The organism is Cognatishimia activa, from assembly GCF_001458335.1.
GTDB lineage: Bacteria > Pseudomonadota > Alphaproteobacteria > Rhodobacterales > Rhodobacteraceae > Cognatishimia > Cognatishimia activa.
Genome location: NZ_CYTO01000009.1, coordinates 304188 through 320284 on the forward strand (window position 1 = coordinate 304188; position 16097 = coordinate 320284).

A 16097-nucleotide genomic window follows, 5' to 3' on the forward strand; every position below is an offset into this window, starting at 1 on the left:
GAGCGGATTACCACTCGGCGACAGAACCGTCGGCGTGACGCCAGACCGGGTTGCGCCAGCGATGGCCTTCTTTCGCGCGTTCAATCACGTATTCTTCGTCGATCTCAACGCCCAAGCCAGGGCCATCCGGGATCGCAACCATGCCGTCTTCATATTTGAAGACGTCTTTGTTCACGAGGTAGTCCAAGATGTCATTGGACTTGTTGTAGTGAATGCCCAGAGATTGTTCCTGAATAAACGCGTTGTGGGACACCGCATCAACTTGCAGACATGCCGCCAGCGCAATTGGACCCAGTGGGCAATGCGGTGCGAGAGCGACGTCATAGGCCTCTGCCATTGTCGCGATTTTTCGGCATTCCGTGATACCAGCAGCATGGGATAGGTCGGGCTGCAGGATGTCCACATAGCCATCCTGAAGCACGGATTTGAAATCCCAGCGAGAATACAACCGTTCGCCCAATGCAATCGGGGTCGCAATGTGGTTTGCAATATCGCGCAGCGCTTCTTTGTTTTCAGAGAGCACCGGTTCCTCAATGAACATCAGGCGGAACTGTTCCAGCTCTTTGGCCAAAACCTTTGCCATTGGCTTTTGAACGCGGCCGGGGAAATCCACGCCGATGCCCAGATCGTACCCTACGGCATCGCGAATGGTTGCGATGGTCTCAACCGCCGCATCGACTTTCGCATTCGTGTCGACGATCTGCATTTCCTCACAGCCGTTCAGTTTGATCGCCTCAAACCCACGCGCCATGACGTCTTTGGCGTTCTGAGCAACATCCGAAGGACGGTCGCCGCCAATCCAGGAATAAACTTTGATTTTGTCGCGGCACTTACCGCCCAGCAGGGCATGCACCGGCAGGTTTGCTGCCTTACCTTTGATGTCCCACAACGCCTGGTCGATGCCGGCAATCGCGGACATATGGATGCCACCACCGCGGTAGAAACCAGCACGGTACATAACTTGCCAATGGTCCTCGATCAGCAGTGGGTCTTTTCCGATCAGGTAATCGCTTAGCTCGTGGACGGCGGCTTCCACAGAAAGAGCCTTGCCTTCGATCACGGGCTCGCCCCAACCGGTAATGCCTTCGTCGGTCTCGACTTTCAGAAAGCACCAACGTGGCGGCACGATATAGGTGGTCAGCTTTGTGATTTTCATGTCTTGAACTCTTATAGGCTTTGTTTTGTTGGGCCGATCACCGCCGCGTCACGCAGTTTGCGCGACGAAAGCGCGATTGTCACCAATTGCTATACATCGGAGCATCGGTTCGGGCAAGGAGGTTTCAATATTTAGCACTAGGTTTCAAATAGTGAAACTTGCGTCCTGAAAAGTCCTACTTCAGCCTGATACTCTTGGAGTGGTTAGCATGTGCTTGCGTTCAAAGGCAGGGAACGAGAGGGGGCGTTACGTCAGGGCGAGATGAAAGAACAAGCTGGTTGCGTCGATGCGCCTAAGCAATTTACGACGCCGCTTAGAACCATTGACCCGGTTCCATCAATCCTAAATCCAGCAACTGCCGAGAATGCCATTCAAACGGCACAGAGTTGTGCCATTTAAAGGTGTTGATATCGAAGGTGCTGCCTGCGTTGGTCTTGAGCGCTTTCGCCGTGCGGAAGGAACAAACCGATGCGGTGATGTTGTTGTGCCATTCGCAACTAAACGTGTTCATTTCCTCGTCTGACATGGTGAAATCAGAGCGCAATTCCACGTCTTCTGTCGCGCGAAAGATAGAAACGCGGTCGATTTTACGACGCACTTGAGGGATATGTTCCTCGTAACGCCAGCGCAGACCGCCATAGAAGTTCAATTGCCGGTCTTTGGGATGGTTGTGATTGTCGGGATCGTTGCGGGACAGGGCGTAGTATCCTGTCTTGTCCATCATCGCTTTTTCGATAGAGACCGCGTTGGGGTTCTCCCATAGATTATCTGCATAAAGGTCAATCACATAACTCAACATCGCGCTGCGACGCTCTTCCGTATGGAATGCGAGCATTTCACCCACTGTACGGGTCTCACAGAATGGGAACAGCAAGTATTCGGCGTTAAAGCAGTAGTAGAGCCATTGCCCGGGCACTTCTTTGGCGACCCGGTTCACCATCCGGATCATGTCATCGCCGTTGGTGCTTTCGCAATCGACGCGGATCACGTCTTCGCTCACATCATATGCCATTTTAAAGGCCGCGGGCATGAAGGCGATCACCTGTTTGAAGCCAAGATCCACGTGATGACGAAGGGTCGTGTCGATCTCTACCTCATCTTCAACAAAGATCAGCGCCAAAGGCCCTTTGGAAATCAGTGCCTTATCCTTGGCGATAAGTTCGTCAAATGAAGAGAAACGCATGATTTTGGTACGGGCCTGCTGTCGAAGTGATGTTCTGTTGTTTTCTCTAAATTCGGTTAATTTGACGTGCATTGCAAGTGTGTCTGAGCATGCTATACGGTGCGATCTCAGATCTAGGGAATACGCGTGATGGCCGATACCAAGAAACTGTTCATCAAGACCTATGGGTGCCAAATGAACGTCTATGACAGCGAACGCATGGCGGAAGCCATGGGGGGTGCTGGGTATGAGACCACCGATAAGCCTGATGAAGCGGATATGATTCTTCTGAACACCTGCCACATTCGTGAAAAGGCGGCAGAAAAGGTCTATTCCGAGCTAGGCCGATTGAAGAGCTTCAAAAAGGACAATCCGGATCTGAAGATCGGTGTTGCGGGCTGCGTGGCACAGGCTGAAGGCGAAGAGATCATGCGCCGCCAGCCGTCCGTTGATCTGGTTGTTGGCCCGCAGGCCTATCACCGGCTCCCGGAGATGGAAGAAAAAACACGTAAGGGTAAAAAGGCGCTGGATACGGATTTCCCTGAAGAGGATAAATTCGAAAAACTAAAGCGCCGTCCAAAAGCGAAACGTGCGCCTGCTGCATTCCTTACAGTCCAAGAAGGCTGCGACAAGTTCTGCGCTTTCTGCGTGGTGCCTTATACGCGTGGGGCCGAAGTCTCTCGCCCAGTTGAACGCATCATCACCGAAGCACGCGATCTGGTGGAACGCGGCGTGCGCGAGATCACAATGCTAGGTCAAAACGTGAATGCCTACCATGGCGAAGGCCCAAATGGGAAAGTCTGGACATTGGCAGACCTGATTTGGGAGCTCGACAAGGTTGACGGGTTAGAACGTATCCGCTTCACCACAAGTCACCCCAACGACATGCAAGACGATTTGATCGACGCCCATGCAGAGTGCAAGAAACTGATGCCTTACCTGCACCTGCCGGTGCAGTCGGGCAGCGACAAAATTCTCAAACGAATGAACCGCTCGCACACTGCGGAAAGCTACATTCGTTTGATCGAACGCATTCGCAAAGGCCGCCCGGACTTGTTATTGTCCGGTGACTTTATCGTCGGATTCCCAGAAGAATCTGAGGAAGACTTCCAGGCGACGTTGGATCTCGTCAAAGAGGTCAAATACGGTCAAGCATATTCCTTTAAATATTCTAGCCGTCCGGGCACGCCAGCAGCGGAGCGTCCATTGGTGGATCAAGACGCGGCGGATGAACGGCTTCAGCGCCTGCAAGCATTGCTGTCTAAACAACAGAAAGAAGTGCAGGATTCAATGGTGGGGCGGGAAGTGTCTGTTCTTTTCGAAAAGACGGGCCGATTCGAGGATCAAATGGTCGGCAAATCCGATTATCTACATGCGGTTCACGTGGCAGGGTCGGGAGCGGAGATTGGCGACATTCGCAAAGTAAAGATTGTCGAAAGCGGCACAAATTCCCTTAAGGGTGTGGCGGTTTAAAGGCCATTGCCAATTGGCCTGATCCGTCGCGGTCGATCAGAAATCGCATAAACGCCTGATCTGTTCCTAGGTGTGACCACCACATCTAGTATTATTCCTTCACATGTACCAAAAATTTGCTAGACTGCCGCTAATGCAGGACAACAAATAGCCCGTGCCGCGTCACTAGAACGCTGGGGGGTGCGGGCAAATAGAGGGTATGATCGTGGCAGTTACATTGAATGCATCCACGCGTAAGCTGTTGGGAGGGGCGTTGATTGCGGCCATGTCCATCACAGCCTCCGCCGGTGCCGCCATTTCTGAAGGAACCAAACAGGTTCGTGCGCAGGAATATATTCCAGGTATTTGGGTTGATCCCGATGGGTGTCAGCACTGGGTCATGGATGATGGCGCTGAAGGTTACATGAGCCCGGTTCTGACACGTCAGGGCCTGCCAGTTTGTAACGAAGGCAACCTTTGTGGCGAGTTGAGCTCGGATCAGTTCTTCCGGTCAGGCAGCTTAGCCCTTAGCAGTTCTGGGAAATCTCAGATCAAGAACTTCTTCAAATCCGCAGGCGCGCAATACTACATTGTCATGGGCCATACCGACAGCCGCGGCAGCGATGAGGCCAATATGGCACTTAGCCTGCGTCGGGCCAACGCAGTGGCCAAGGTTGGTCAAGCGGCTGGTGCTCAGATCGCCGATGTACGCGCCTATGGTGAACGTATGCCGCGGGCCTCTAACCGTTCATCCGCGGGACGGGCAGCCAACCGTCGTGTTGAAATTATGTGTATTCGCTAAGGGGGGCTGGTCATGAAAATCGTAAAACTCTGTGTTGCTCTGACCGCAATGACCGCTTTGGCCGGCTGTTTCAGTGAAGAGCGTGGCCTTGGGGTCTCCGAGATATCCGACAAGACAGTCGACGGTGGCTATGATGCCAAACCGCTGACTGATCTGGTTGCGGGGATTTGGGTCGATCCAAACGGCTGTCATCACTGGATCATTGATGACGGAAACGAAGGTTATATGGATGCGCGTCTTGATCGCTACGGCAAGCCGGTATGTGCGCCAATTGCGCCGCCAAATCACGCGACCGGTGACTATAAGAAAGGCACGATCTTTAACGATCCGGCCTAAGCTAGGCACCTGAAATTGCTTAATTATTCGGCAGATCGCGCGAAGAAATTCGCGCGATCTTTTTTTGTGAAGCTTACATGAATTTTACCAAGCTTGCCCTTGCGCTGGGCCGCACAAATTGCAACGCTGAGACTCAGAACACCAAGCCTAGGAGATCTACTTGGCCACCAGCGCCCTGACCCCACCGCCCACACCTGAAACCGTGAGAGAAGTCTTGATCGAGTTTCCCGACAACCGTTTGCTGATTGATCTTTGCGGAGAATATGATCGCAACCTGGCGGATATAGAGCAAAAGCTGAGTGTGCAGATTATCCGCCGTGGCAATCAATTGGTGATCCACGGTGAAGAGGCCGCGCAGCAAGAAGCGCATGAGGTGCTGCAATCCCTTTATGAGCGTCTGGAAAGCGGCAAGGCTGTGGAAAGCGGTGACATCGATCGCGAAATCCGCATGGGCACCGCTGAAAAAGGCACCGGTCCGCGGGATGGCGACCAACTTGAAATGTTCAAGGGCGGTCACATCGAGATTAAGACAAAGAAAAAACATGTGGAGCCGCGCACGGATGCGCAAAAGGCCTATGTGCAAAGCCTGTTCCAGAATGAGCTGGCTTTTGGCATTGGCCCTGCCGGCACTGGTAAGACCTATCTTGCCGTGGCCGTGGGCGTCAGCATGTTCATTTCTGGTGAGGTGGACCGGATTATTCTGTCTCGTCCGGCTGTAGAAGCGGGCGAGAAGCTGGGCTACCTGCCGGGTGACATGAAGGACAAGGTCGATCCTTACATGCAGCCGCTTTATGATGCGTTGAATGACTTTTTGCCGGGCAAGATGTTGGCGAAGTTGATCGAAGAAAAGAAAATCGAAATCGCGCCGCTGGCCTTCATGCGGGGCCGGACCTTGGCGAACGCGTTTGTGGTTCTTGATGAAGCGCAGAACGCCAGCACGATGCAAATGAAAATGTTCCTGACCCGTTTGGGCGAAGGCAGCCGAATGGCGATCACGGGCGACCGATCCCAGATCGACTTGCCGCGCGGTGTGCAGTCAGGCCTGAAGGATGCGGAGCGGCTGTTGAAGGGCACGAAAGGCATTAGTTTCAATTACTTCACGGCCGATGATGTCGTGCGCCACCCATTGGTTGCGGCCATCATCAAAGCCTATGACGCGGATGCCGAACGGGCGATGGCGGAACCTAGACGTCCAAGTCAAAAACAATAATCCCATCTCCGCCACCTTGGCAGAGTTGGGCGAGTTGGCCCCCGAGCTTTTTATGTTTTGGATGGTCTGCATAGTGATGCAGGGCATCTTCGTTTGTGAACCCAATCACGAATCCCTGATCGTAGCTCTGTGACTTCTGTTCGAAGTCTTTGTTGGGCCCGAACTTGAAACTTTCGACGCCGTCCAACGTTAAACTGAAGGCCTCCAACGCTTTCAGGGCCGCAGTCTTATCAGCTTCAGAAACATCATCGCGAAAATGACAAAAGACGCAGTGCAGGATCATGTTGGCCTCTAATAAGGGTATTCATTTCGCTGTTCACCCTATGGCTTTCGCGCTATGGCGAGAAGATGGAGATTGATCTTGTCATAGAAGATGAACGCTGGAGTGCGGTTGACCTTGAGCGGTTGGCGGAACGTGCAGGGCAGGGTGTCGTGGCCGAGCTTGAATTAGGACCAGATTGGGAAATTTGCGTCATGGCCTGTGATGATGCGCGCATTGCGGATTTGAATGCCGAGTTTCGTGAAAAGCCGTCCTCCACCAATGTGCTGAGCTGGCCTTCGGAGGAACGTGGCGCTGAGGTGGATGGCGATCAGCCTTTGCCACCGACCGGTCCCGACCCGGAACTTGGTGACATCGCGATTGCCTTTGAAACCTGCAAACGTGAGGCGGATGAAGCAAACAAGGCATTTGAGGATCACGTGACCCATCTTTTGGTGCATGGCATTTTGCACCTATTAGGGTATGATCATATCCGTGACCAAGATGCCACTTTGATGGAAACATTAGAGACAAAGATACTTGGCAAAATGGGTATTTCCGACCCATATAGAGAGATACCGGGGTAGAACCCCACTTGGAAAGGTAAAATGGGCGACAGCACCGACGGGTCCTCTAGCGCAGCGCAAAGCGCGCATGGGCTGACCCAAAAAGAACAACGATCCGGCGGGTTTTTCCGTCGTTTGATTGAAGCGATAAGCCCTGCTGACGCAGGCGACAATTTTCAGAACCCTCAGGTCGAAAATACCTTCACCCCTGCGCCGGGCATGATCAACCTGCGCCGGATGCGGGTTGAAGATGTGGCCGTGCCTAAGGCCGACATCAAAGCTTTGGCGGCGACCATGAGCCGTGGCGAGGTTGTTGATGCGTTTCGTGAAACCGGATTTACTAGGCTGCCTGTTTATGATGGCACGCTAGATACGCCGATCGGGTTTCTCCATTTGAAAGACATGGCCCTGCAATACGGTTTTAATGGTGCAAGCGGCCGCTTTGCGCTGCGTGCCATGGTCCGCCCATTGCTGTTTGTGCCGCCTTCCATGCCGATTGGGGTTTTGCTGACGAAGATGCAAACCGAACGTCGCCATATGGCTTTGGTGATTGACGAATATGGCGGGGGCGAAGGGCTTGTGACCATCGAAGACCTGATTGAGCAGGTGGTCGGTGAGATCGAAGATGAACACGATCAGGCCGAAATATCGTTGTGGACGGAAGAAGCGCCAGGTTGTTTCATTGCCCTTGCGAAAACGCCACTTGATGAGTTCGAGGCTCAGATTGGCCGGTCATTGACCTCCCATGAAGACATTGACGAGGAAGAAATCGATACCCTTGGGGGATTGGTCTTTATGCTTGCTGGTCGTGTACCTGCACGGGGCGAAGTTGTGGTGCATCCAGATGGCACCGAATTTGAGGTCATCGACGCTGATCCCCGTCGCATCAAACGGCTGCGGGTCCTGCTGACGGAAGCGCAGCAGCATGTGGCTGAGTAAACTTCAGGAAAATTGGTCGCATCAGCCGCGCTGGGCGCGGATTGGTGCGCCGTTTCTTTTGGGGATGATCGGAAGTTTAGGGCAGGCACCTTTTGGCTTGCCTTTGCTCTCACTGATTGGATTTGCGGCCGCTTTCGCTTTGTTGACGGCCGCCCAAAACACCCGCGCTGCTGTCTTGAATGGTTGGCTGTTTGGGCTGGGCTATTTCATCGTGACTTTGCAATGGCTCGTGTCGCCCTTTTTGGTGGATGCAGGCCAAACCGGCTGGATGGCCCCATTCGGGGTGTTCTTCATGAGCGCTGGTTTGTCGCTGTTTTGGGCGTTGGCATTTGGGGTTGCAAAGCGAGTTGGGGAGGCTTCTTTAGTTGTAACCTTGGCAATCGCCGAACTGGCCCGCGCCTATGTGCTTACGGGTTTTCCATGGGGTATGCCCGCTTATGGGCTGGTGGACAGCATTCTGGGGCAGGGGGCGGCCTTTCTGGGGCCGCACGGGCTGAACGTCATTTTTTTTGCTTTAGCTTTCTGGATGTTTCAGTTGCTGGCGCAGCCAAAACCGATCTTCCGCCCTGCGGGTTTTGTTCTCGTGTTCGGTGTGGCTTTGTTTTGGCCACTGCCAAAACAGCAGGGCGAGGTTGAGACTGTCGGCACGATCCGATTGGTGCAACCCAACGCGCCGCAGCACCAAAAATGGGACCCGGACTATATGCCGATTATCTTTGATCGCGCATTGGAATTGACGGCCCAGCCCGGTGATGTGGATCTGATCATTTGGCCTGAAACAAGCCTTCCGGCTGCTCTGCCCGGAGGTGCGACTGAACCGGACCAGATTGCAGAAGCCGCGGACGGGACTCCTATTGTGTTTGGCGCCAACCGGTTTGAGATTGTGCGGTTGTTCAACTCGGCGGTTTTGATGGACGAAATAGGCCAAATCACCCAGACCTATGACAAACATCACCTGGTCCCATTTGGGGAATACATGCCGCTTGGCGAGTTTATCACGCAATTTGGCTTTTACGGACTGGCCGCTTCTGAGGGGAGAGGCTTTTCCCGCGGCAGCGGCGCAGAGGTGATGGATCTGGGGTCTATGGGAATGGCTCTGCCGTTGATCTGCTATGAAGCTGTCTTTCCTCAAGACGTGGGGGCCTCTAAATCCCGCCCTGATTTCCTGATGCAAATCACCAATGATGCTTGGTTTGGAACGTTTTCGGGCCCTTATCAACAGCTTGCGCAGTCGCGCATGCGCTCGATCGAGCAAGGTTTACCCATGGTGCGCGCAGCGAACACAGGGATATCCGCTTTGATTGATGCGAAAGGGCGGGTTGTGGAGGCGTTGCCCCTAAATGAGGCCGGTTTCTTGGATGTGGATCTGCCCAAACCGTCCGGCACAACTTTGTATAGTCGCACGGGTGATCTCCCCGTGTCGCTCATTTTATGCTGTGGCCTTTTCGCCCTCTGGCTGCGCAATCGTCGCAATACCATTTGACGTTGTCACTCACGCACCCTAATTGGGGGGCTATTACTGTCTGTCACAACGGCTTCCTGGCGTGACAGATGAAATCTAACGGAGCACTTCATGGCCAGACAGAATTACGTTTTCACTTCCGAGTCCGTCTCGGAGGGCCATCCTGATAAAGTTTGTGACCGCATTTCCGACGCTGTACTCGATGCATTCCTCGCCGAGGAACCAGAAGCGCGTGTTGCGGCTGAGACTTTTGCCACCACCAACCGGGTTGTGATTGGCGGGGAGGTCGGGCTTTCCGATTAGGACAAGCTAAAAGACTACATGGGCAAGATCGACGAGATCGCCCGCGCTTGTATCAAAGACATTGGATATGAGCAGGACAAGTTCCACCACGAGACCGTGGAAATCACCAACTTGCTGCACGAACAATCCGCGCATATTGCGCAGGGTGTTGATGCGGCGGCGGACAAAGAAGAAGGCGCTGGCGATCAGGGCATCATGTTTGGGTATGCGACCAACGAAACCCCAGACCTTATGCCTGCGCCGATCCAGTATTCCCACGCAATCCTGCGCCGATTGGCAGAAGTGAGGAAATCTGGTGAGCAGGCGGTTTTAGGACCGGATGCGAAATCTCAGCTTTCTGTAAAGTATGAGAATGGCAAGCCAGTTGGTGTGACGTCTTTGGTGCTGTCCACGCAGCATTTGGATGAAACGCTCACGAGCGCAGACATCCGCGCTATTGTGGCCCCTTACATCGAAGAGACCTTGCCAGCAGGCTGGTTGACCGATGAGACCGAGTGGCATGTGAACCCAACCGGTAAATTCGTGATTGGTGGCCCGGACGGGGATGCGGGTCTGACGGGACGTAAAATCATCGTAGACACCTATGGCGGTGCTGCGCCGCATGGTGGGGGTGCCTTCTCTGGGAAAGACCCAACCAAAGTTGACCGTTCCGCAGCTTATGCCGCGCGTTACTTGGCGAAAAACGTAGTGGCGGCAGGTCTGGCGGATCGCTGCACCATTCAGCTGTCTTATGCGATTGGTGTGTCTAAGCCTTTGTCCATCTATGCCGATACCCATGGCACAGGACAAGCGGCGGATGCTCAGATTGAAGCGGCGGTGTCTCAGGTCATGGATCTGACCCCGCGCGGCATTCGCGAGCATCTGCAAATGAACAAACCGATCTACCAGCGCACCGCGGCTTACGGCCACTTCGGTCGCAAGCCAGACGCCGATGGCGGCTTTAGCTGGGAGAAGACAGATCTGGTGGACGCCATCAAGGCAGCCATCTGACTTACCGCTAGATTGAGTTGAGAAGCGCGGCCCATCGGGTCGCGCTTTTTCGTTGGTGCCCTTGACCCAAGGCCCAGCATAAGGCAGTGGAGCGCCACTTATAAGAGGCTGACCATGTCTGACGATCCAAAACAAAGCGATAAACACCCTTCCGGCGCGCCATGGCGCAATTTCTATGGCCGGTTCAAAGGCAAGGGGCTGCGGAAGTCGCAGGAAGCCTATCTGGATGAGGATTTGGCGAAGCTCTCTCCGGGTGCGGTCGACTGGGATGTGAACCCGGATCGCGAAAATATTGATCTGGCGGGGCTCTTTGGGGACAAAGACGTCTGGTTGGAAGTTGGTTTCGGTGGCGGCGAGCACATGGTGCATCAGGCCGTGAACAACCCTGATGTGGGATTCATTGGATGTGAGCCTTACATCAATGGCGTTGCGATGTTGTTGGGCAAAATACGTGATGCTGAAGCCGAGAACATCAACGTGCATCCCGGTGACGCGCGCGACATGTTTGATGTGCTGCCGGATCAGTCGATTTCAAAAGCCTTTTTGCTCTACCCAGACCCATGGCCCAAGAAGCGCCACCATCGCCGCCGCTTTGTGACGCAGGAGCATTTGGAACCATTGGCGCGGGTTCTTAAGCCCGGCGCTATTTTCCGGGTTGCCACAGATATTGAAGACTACGTGCGTCAGACATTGGAAGAGGTTCCAAAAGCGGGCTTTGAGTGGCTGGCGGAACGCCCAAACGACTGGCGCGAGCCTTGGGGGGATTGGATTTCGACCCGTTATGAGCAAAAGGCTCTGCGCGAAGACCGGACGCCGCATTATCTTACGTTCAAGCGGCTTGGGTGAGTAGGGGCTTTGCCCCTCTTGGCTTACAGCCAATTCACCCCAGAGTATTTTGACAAAGAAGAATACAGGGGTTTTTGACCGGCAGCGCGCGCGTGCCATGGACCTTCGGAATGTTCTGCGCTAACAGCCTTTTGACTGCTTTTTGAGGATTGTGAAAATGTCTGGCCACGGCACCCCCATTCCAATGACATCACGCCCCTGCGGCCCGCTGAAAGGTGAGGCCAATGTACCGGGCGACAAGTCGATTTCGCATCGCTCTCTGATCCTTGGGGCATTGTCGGTGGGTGAGACCCATATCACCGGTCTTTTGGAAGGCGAGGATGTGTTGGACACCGCCAAGGCGATGCGCGCGTTTGGCGCTGATGTCATTGAACATGGCGGCGGTGAATGGACCGTACACGGTGTTGGCGTTGGCGGCTTTGCAGAGCCTGAGAACGTGATCGATTGCGGCAACTCAGGCACGGGCGTGCGTCTGATTATGGGCTGCATGGCGACGACTGGTATTTCGGCGACATTTACCGGCGATGCGTCTTTGAACAAACGCCCAATGGCGCGGGTCACCGATCCGATTGCTTTGTTTGGCGCGCAATCCGTTGGACGTTCTGGTGGCCGTTTGCCCATGACAATCGTGGGCGCGGCTGATCCGGTGCCGGTGCGTTATGAAGTTCCAATGCCATCGGCGCAGGTGAAGTCCGCCGTGTTGCTCGCGGGCCTGAACGCGCCGGGCAAGACCGTGGTGATCGAAAAAGAAGCGACGCGCGATCACACCGAGCGCATGTTGCAGGGATTTGGCGCAGAGCTGACGGTTGAAGAGACCGACGAGGGGCGCGTTATTACTTTGACAGGCCAGCCGGAACTAAAAGCTCAGAAGATCGTCGTACCGCGCGATCCATCTTCCGCAGCTTTCCCGGTTTGCGCGGCGATCATTACGCCCGGATCTGATGTTTTGGTGCCAAACATTGGCTTGAACCCAACCCGTGCTGGTTTGTTTACCACGCTTCGTGAGATGGGGGCCGACCTGACCTATGAAAATGAACGCGAAGAAGGTGGCGAACCGGTTGCGGATTTGCGTGCGAAATTCTCGCCGGACCTCAAAGGTATTGAGGTCGATCCAGCCCGTGCAGCGAGCATGATTGACGAATACCCGGTGCTCTCCGTTGTCGCGTCTTTCGCTCAGGGTGACACCGTGATGAAAGGCGTGAAAGAGCTGCGTGTGAAGGAATCTGACCGGATCGACGCCATGGCCAAGGGACTGCGCCTGAATGGTGTTCAAGTCGAAGAAGGTGACGATTGGTGGATCGTCAAAGGTCTTGGCCATGGCAATGTGCCGGGTGGCGGGACTTGCGCGAGCGAACTTGACCACCGTATTGCCATGAGCTTTATGGTCATGGGCATGGCGGCACAGAAGCCTGTCAGCGTGGATGATGGCAGCCCGATTGCGACGTCTTTCCCGATCTTTGAAGGACTGATGGCGGATCTGGGTGCCCAACTTGTGCGTGACAACCACTAATGGCGGACGAAACACGTATCACCATCGCAATTGACGGTCCTGCTGCGGCTGGCAAGGGAACCATTTCCAAAGCCGTTGCTCAGCAGCTCGGGTTCGCGCATTTGGATACGGGCCTGCTTTACCGTGCGGTTGGGGCGAAGACATTGTCTGGTGCGGAGGCCGTTGACGCGGCGACGTCATTGCAGTCCGAAGATTTGGAAGCGGACAACCTGCGCACGCCTGAGGTCGCTCAAGCAGCGTCTAAAGTTGCGGTGATTGCTGAAGTACGTGCCGCGTTGGTGGACTTTCAGCGCGCCTTTGCACGGCGTCTTGGTGGAGCCGTATTGGATGGCCGCGACATTGGCACGGTGATTTGCCCAAACGCCGACGTGAAACTTTTTGTGACAGCCTCTGCGGAGGTGCGTGCAGAGCGGCGCTATCTTGAGCTGTCAGGCAACGGTCTAGACGTGAGCCGCGACGAGGTGCTGGCAGATGTCAAAGCGCGGGACGAGCGCGATATGAATCGGGCTGAGGCACCACTCAAGCCTGCCGATGATGCGGTTTTGATCGATACGTCAAATCTGACAATTGAAGAGGCCGTAGACATGGCGCTCGCGACGATTAAATCGCGTCGCCAATAAAGCTTATCCAAACAACCGGTTGGGAGCTTCAATAGCCCCCGGACAGAGTCACAACTTCGCCAGTCATGAAACGACTGGCGTCTGACGCGAGAAATACGGCGGTGCCGATCATCTCTTCTGGAGTGCCTGCGCGGCCCATCCAGTTTGCGTGATCCAAATAAGCGGCCCAACCTTCCGGGTCGTTGATTTTGCGGTCGGCATTCCGGTCTGTATCAATGAGACCTGGTGAGAGCGTATTAAGCGTCACACCGCTGCGCGCATATTCCCGCGCTTGGCTTTGAATTAGGTTGTGCTGCGCTGCTTTTGTGGCAGCGTAAGCTGTCACCACCGGTTTCGGGCCAGATTGGTTGATTGAACCGATGCTCACCACACGGCCCCATCCACGCCCAGCCATGCTCGGCAGACAGGCACGCAGCATGTCCACGGTAGAGCGCAGATTGACGTCGATTTGGAACGTGAGGTCGTCGTCTTTCAGATCTGCCAATGGCGCGTTCACTTGGGCGGATGCGTTGATCACCAATATGTCCAACTGACCGGCTTGATCCTCACAGTCTTCAATGAGTTTGCTGCCCATTTTGGGTGCCGAAAGATCCCCATGAACCGGGCTGGCCAAACCGCCTGCATCTCTGATTACTGCCACCGTTTCGGCACTGCTTTCTTGAGTTTGGCCGTGCACAAATACATGCGCTCCCGCGGCGGCAAGCCCCTTGGCGATGGCGGCACCGATCCCTCGGCTTGCGCCGGTCACAAGGGCGTTGCGTCCGGAAAGGTCAAAAACAGCATTGGGGGTATAGTCCATTTAGTCCTCGAGTTTGAACTGATTGCTGGGCAGGCCTTTGACGCCCGCATCTACTGCAAAAATTCCACCAGATAGCGGCGCCTCAGAGAGCGTTGCCGCTGGCAAACGGGTACGGGCACTGGTGATATACATAGTGGCATTGTCAGTGCCGCCAAAACAAAGGCTGGTCGGGCGCGGGACTGGGACGTCGATATCATAATCGATGCTGCCATCCGGAGCATAACGGCGCACTTTCCAGCCATCCCAAAGCGCAACCCAAACGCCGCCTTCCGCGTCAACTGTAATCCCGTCGGCACGGCCATCTTCAGAAGGGATCTGCGCAAAGGTCCGGCGGTTTGAAATCTGGCCGGAGCCCGGCACGCAATCATAGGCGTAAATCAGGCCTGGAATGGTATCGACGAAATAAAAGGTGCGGTTGTCGGGGCTCCAAGCGAGGCCGTTTGAAACGGTCAAACCGCTTTCTTGCCGTGCCCAAGTACCAGTGCTGTCGACGCGATAAAGCCCGCCGGTTGGTTTGGCCGCATCCATCCGCATGGACCCAACCCAGATCGCACCGCCGGGGCCGATCTTTGCGTCGTTAAGACGGTTTTCGTGCAAGCCTTCTTCTGGATCGCAGAAGGGGCGCAGGCTGCCGCTGTCAAAGTCCAAAACCTCCACACCATCTTGCGTGGTGACGATCAGTTCCTTTTCAGTCGTTGGCAGGACGGAACTGACAAGCTTGGTCAGGACGCAGGCCTCATTCACGCCGGTTTCGGCGTTGAAGCGGTAAACGGCAGGACGCAGGATATCGACCCAATAGAGCAGGTTGTCAGTGCTGTGCCAGATCGGCGCTTCGCCCAGTTGTGCGCCCCAAGGCAGGACGCATTCCAAATCCATCGGTGCGCTTTTGCTGCTTTGTTGGCGCGGCTGGGGGCGAGAGCTGATGGCGACAGCACCGGCGGCACCGGTGATACGGCGCGCGGCGGCGATCAGGTCGCGACCTGCCGGGTGAATGCGCTCTTCGCCAAGCCGAGAGGCGGGCGCAAGAATGGATAGAGCGCCCAGTGGGGTTCCATCCGGCGACGACACAACGACCGAGACGCCATTCACGCCTTCAAGATGTTCTTCGTAAGAGACCGCATAGCCACGTGCCTTGGTCAGGGCGAGGTCGCCTTCCAGTTCTTTCTGCGTCGTGAGAGTGGTTTTGGTGAAAGCCTCTAACGGGGATTGATCAATGAAAGCGCGGGTTAGGGACGGGTCTTGGAAAGCAAGCAGGGCTTTGCCCGCGGCGGTGCAGTGGAGTGGCACGCGATCCCCGGCGCGCACATGCACGCTTAGGCCAGTGCCAGAACTCTCAGCCATATAAAGCACTTCGTTATTGTCGAGCTTACAAAGCGCGACAGTTTCCCCGAGTTCCGACGAAAGCCGCTCCAGTTCAGCGCCAGCCACCGCGTTCAGATCGAAAGTATCCCAGACCCGGTGGGACAATTCCAGAAATCGTGGCCCCAACGAGTAGGTGCCTTTTTCCTCGTCATTCCTCACAAGCCCAAATGCGATGAGCGTCCGCAGGATGCGCGCAAATGTTGGCTTTGACAGTCCCGAGGCGCTCAAGAGCTCGGCAAAACGCTGTGGCTTATCCGCGTCTGCGACCAGATCAAGCAAGGTCAGGCCTTTGGCAAGGGCAGCCGCACCGGCGGGGCGGTTTT

At 55.1% G+C, this 16097-nt stretch carries 15 protein-coding genes, 1 pseudogene and 1 riboswitch; of the genes and pseudogenes, 11 read left to right on the forward strand and 5 right to left on the reverse strand.

What is annotated here, in order from left to right; all coding sequences use genetic code 11:
* Positions 1–7 precede the first annotated feature (7 nt).
* Both dgoD and TA5113_RS05975 read right to left on the reverse strand, forming a co-directional pair.
* Positions 8–1156 (reverse strand): galactonate dehydratase, encoded by a 1149-nt coding sequence (gene dgoD, locus TA5113_RS05970; RefSeq protein ID WP_058316639.1) that lies wholly within the window; start codon positions 1154–1156, stop codon positions 8–10.
* A 313-nt stretch (positions 1157–1469) separates the two neighbouring features.
* On the reverse strand, positions 1470–2339 hold the full coding sequence (locus TA5113_RS05975) for a hypothetical protein (RefSeq protein WP_058315441.1): 870 nt from the start codon (positions 2337–2339) through the stop codon (positions 1470–1472).
* 129 nt (positions 2340–2468) lie between these two features.
* Here TA5113_RS05975 and miaB point away from each other — a divergent pair, with 129 nt between their 5' ends.
* From miaB to TA5113_RS05995, 4 genes are all read left to right on the forward strand, one after another.
* Entirely contained in the window at positions 2469–3791 is a 1323-nt protein-coding gene (gene miaB / locus TA5113_RS05980) for a tRNA (N6-isopentenyl adenosine(37)-C2)-methylthiotransferase MiaB (RefSeq protein WP_058315442.1), read from the forward strand.
* A 199-nt stretch (positions 3792–3990) separates the two neighbouring features.
* On the forward strand, positions 3991–4572 hold the full coding sequence (locus TA5113_RS05985) for an OmpA family protein (protein WP_058315443.1): 582 nt from the start codon (positions 3991–3993) through the stop codon (positions 4570–4572).
* A gap of 12 nt (positions 4573–4584) precedes the next feature.
* Complete coding sequence (locus TA5113_RS05990) at positions 4585–4908, forward strand: flagellar basal body L-ring protein FlgH (RefSeq protein WP_058315444.1); 324 nt, start codon at positions 4585–4587, stop codon at positions 4906–4908.
* A 160-nt stretch (positions 4909–5068) separates the two neighbouring features.
* Entirely contained in the window at positions 5069–6118 is a 1050-nt protein-coding gene (locus TA5113_RS05995; protein ID WP_058315445.1) for a PhoH family protein, read from the forward strand.
* Here the strand turns inward: TA5113_RS05995 and TA5113_RS06000 are convergent.
* Positions 6093–6401 carry a Dabb family protein gene (locus TA5113_RS06000; RefSeq protein ID WP_058315446.1) on the reverse strand — a complete coding sequence of 103 codons (309 nt, stop codon included), beginning with the start codon at positions 6399–6401 and terminating at the stop codon, positions 6093–6095. The two genes, TA5113_RS05995 and TA5113_RS06000, sit on opposite strands and share 26 nt — an antisense overlap.
* 65 nt (positions 6402–6466) lie before the next feature.
* Between TA5113_RS06000 and ybeY the strand changes: the two genes are divergently transcribed.
* The 7 genes and pseudogenes from ybeY to cmk all read left to right on the forward strand — a co-directional run bounded on the left by ybeY (position 6467) and on the right by cmk (position 13613).
* Complete coding sequence (gene ybeY / locus TA5113_RS06005) at positions 6467–6964, forward strand: rRNA maturation RNase YbeY (protein ID WP_058315447.1); 498 nt, start codon at positions 6467–6469, stop codon at positions 6962–6964.
* A 21-nt stretch (positions 6965–6985) separates the two neighbouring features.
* Positions 6986–7882, forward strand: coding sequence for a hemolysin family protein (locus tag TA5113_RS06010; protein ID WP_058316640.1), 897 nt, complete (start codon positions 6986–6988; stop codon positions 7880–7882).
* Positions 7869–9365 (forward strand): apolipoprotein N-acyltransferase, encoded by a 1497-nt coding sequence (gene lnt / locus TA5113_RS06015; protein ID WP_058315449.1) that lies wholly within the window; start codon positions 7869–7871, stop codon positions 9363–9365. Before TA5113_RS06010 ends, lnt begins: the two co-directional genes overlap by 14 nt.
* Positions 9366–9402: 37 nt before the next feature.
* Positions 9403–9451: riboswitch (SAM-SAH riboswitch) on the forward strand.
* A 4-nt stretch (positions 9452–9455) separates the two neighbouring features.
* Positions 9456–10637 (forward strand): annotated as a pseudogene (metK, locus tag TA5113_RS06020) (methionine adenosyltransferase).
* 114 nt (positions 10638–10751) lie between these two features.
* Positions 10752–11483 (forward strand): tRNA (guanosine(46)-N7)-methyltransferase TrmB, encoded by a 732-nt coding sequence (gene trmB / locus TA5113_RS06025; RefSeq protein WP_058315451.1) that lies wholly within the window; start codon positions 10752–10754, stop codon positions 11481–11483.
* 157 nt (positions 11484–11640) lie between these two features.
* On the forward strand, positions 11641–12993 hold the full coding sequence (gene aroA, locus TA5113_RS06030; protein ID WP_058315452.1) for a 3-phosphoshikimate 1-carboxyvinyltransferase: 1353 nt from the start codon (positions 11641–11643) through the stop codon (positions 12991–12993).
* Positions 12993–13613, forward strand: coding sequence for a (d)CMP kinase (gene cmk / locus TA5113_RS06035; protein ID WP_058315453.1), 621 nt, complete (start codon positions 12993–12995; stop codon positions 13611–13613). Before aroA ends, cmk begins: the two co-directional genes overlap by 1 nt.
* A gap of 28 nt (positions 13614–13641) precedes the next feature.
* Here cmk and TA5113_RS06040 read toward each other — a convergent pair whose 3' ends face one another.
* Positions 13642–14412: an SDR family NAD(P)-dependent oxidoreductase gene (locus TA5113_RS06040; RefSeq protein ID WP_058315454.1), complete on the reverse strand. Its 771-nt coding sequence runs from the start codon at positions 14410–14412 to the stop codon at positions 13642–13644.
* Positions 14413–16097, reverse strand: a 1685-nt coding sequence (locus TA5113_RS06045; RefSeq protein WP_082638111.1) for an SMP-30/gluconolactonase/LRE family protein, incomplete at its 5' end; no start/stop codon positions are given.

Coding starts and splice junctions, on each gene's coding strand:
- dgoD (WP_058316639.1), bottom strand. CDS start 1,156: ATGAAAATCACAAAGCTGACCACCTATATCGTGCCGCCACGTTGGTGC.
- TA5113_RS05975 (WP_058315441.1), bottom strand. CDS start 2,339: ATGCGTTTCTCTTCATTTGACGAACTTATCGCCAAGGATAAGGCACTG.
- miaB (WP_058315442.1), top strand. CDS start 2,469: ATGGCCGATACCAAGAAACTGTTCATCAAGACCTATGGGTGCCAAATG.
- TA5113_RS05985 (WP_058315443.1), top strand. CDS start 3,991: ATGATCGTGGCAGTTACATTGAATGCATCCACGCGTAAGCTGTTGGGA.
- TA5113_RS05990 (WP_058315444.1), top strand. CDS start 4,585: ATGAAAATCGTAAAACTCTGTGTTGCTCTGACCGCAATGACCGCTTTG.
- TA5113_RS06000 (WP_058315446.1), bottom strand. CDS start 6,401: ATGATCCTGCACTGCGTCTTTTGTCATTTTCGCGATGATGTTTCTGAA.
- ybeY (WP_058315447.1), top strand. CDS start 6,467: ATGGAGATTGATCTTGTCATAGAAGATGAACGCTGGAGTGCGGTTGAC.
- TA5113_RS06010 (WP_058316640.1), top strand. CDS start 6,986: ATGGGCGACAGCACCGACGGGTCCTCTAGCGCAGCGCAAAGCGCGCAT.
- lnt (WP_058315449.1), top strand. CDS start 7,869: ATGTGGCTGAGTAAACTTCAGGAAAATTGGTCGCATCAGCCGCGCTGG.
- trmB (WP_058315451.1), top strand. CDS start 10,752: ATGTCTGACGATCCAAAACAAAGCGATAAACACCCTTCCGGCGCGCCA.
- aroA (WP_058315452.1), top strand. CDS start 11,641: ATGTCTGGCCACGGCACCCCCATTCCAATGACATCACGCCCCTGCGGC.
- cmk (WP_058315453.1), top strand. CDS start 12,993: ATGGCGGACGAAACACGTATCACCATCGCAATTGACGGTCCTGCTGCG.
- TA5113_RS06040 (WP_058315454.1), bottom strand. CDS start 14,412: ATGGACTATACCCCCAATGCTGTTTTTGACCTTTCCGGACGCAACGCC.